Source organism: Leisingera sp. F5, assembly GCF_001593695.1.
In genome coordinates this window covers 1-1032 of sequence record NZ_LUKH01001432.1, presented here as the reverse complement: position 1 = coordinate 1032, position 1032 = coordinate 1, and the positions used below count along the sequence as shown (strand labels likewise).

Genomic DNA, 1032 nt, shown 5'->3' with positions numbered 1-1032 from the left:
GTGCAGGCGCGGCCGAATGGACCCGTCACTGCACTTACTCCGAGCCTGAGAAATTCTACTCCTACCGCCGCGCGACCCACGCGAAAGAGGCCGACTACGGCCGCCTGATCTCCTGCATCCGACTTTAAGGCCCCGTTAACCAGGGAAATTGTGGCGAATTTTATTAAATTCCGCCGCATTTCTTACCTTCCGCTGCGGCACCCCCGCAGCAAGATGGAAATCTTTTCAGCCTTTCCAATACCTTAACCAAAACCTCACCAGGCGACCCCCTGCCGTGCGCCGCTGCGGTGCCAGGGTAAAATTGCCCGTATCCGGTCATATTCGCGGCGCAAATGTTACCCATAAACAGATCAGAAAAACACAAACAGCAGCGGCCCCGCATCCAGGCCGGCTGCCGGGCGAAGGACAGACCAGACCATGAAGATGAACAAGCGTTTTATTGCCTCCATCATCCGCTCCGCCAAGAGCGAGACCGTGACTCTGCCTTGGGCCGCTGCGCGCCGCCGCGATGGCCAGACCTGCAGCCAGCCCCGCAGCCAGGCCGCAAAGCAGAAACTGGGTTAACGCCGGGGACGGGTGCCCTGCCGGCGGCCTCCCCTGGTGCAAACGCGCCAGCCCGGCCAGCCGCCGTCAGGGCATCCAACCGGTCTATGCAAACTCCAGCGGCCGCTTGACGCTTCCTTAGCCGAATCGTCTTAACTCCGTTCCGGCCTGCCGCCGGAACCCGCCCGCAACGGTGTCAGGACCGGCCTGATGTTAACCAGTTTGCTTCAGATTTTTTGACAATTAGAATTAAATCCCGCCATTTAGAGCACATACATAACGTTCAAGCACGTCTGTGTTGCCGGTGGGGGCCGATGCAAACGGGCAGTTTGAAAGGAAAGGTGGCAGCATGACCATCGCCCACTCGCTGCAGAAAGCTGCAGCCAATGCAATTGAAGCCAATGCGTTCCTGCAGGATCCGGCAGCGCTGCGCAGTGCAACCAAGCCGCAATTGCGGCGCTATGAGGTCAGCAGCCTCCTGCCCAGCGG

The 1032-nt window shown here is 59.5% G+C and carries 2 protein-coding genes; both read left to right on the top strand.

Annotated elements, in window-relative coordinates:
* A partial coding sequence (locus A2I95_RS42035) for a laccase domain-containing protein (RefSeq protein WP_291738171.1) occupies positions 1-128 on the top strand: 128 nt, incomplete at its 5' end.
* A 289-nt stretch (positions 129-417) separates the two neighbouring features.
* Entirely contained in the window at positions 418-564 is a 147-nt protein-coding gene (locus tag A2I95_RS42030) for a hypothetical protein (RefSeq protein ID WP_260007720.1), read from the top strand.
* Positions 565-1032: the final 468 nt, after the last annotated feature.

Bases quoted from the DNA above. Each gene is read 5' to 3' on its own strand.
- A2I95_RS42030 (WP_260007720.1), top strand. From the start codon at position 418: ATGAAGATGAACAAGCGTTTTATTGCCTCCATCATCCGCTCCGCCAAG.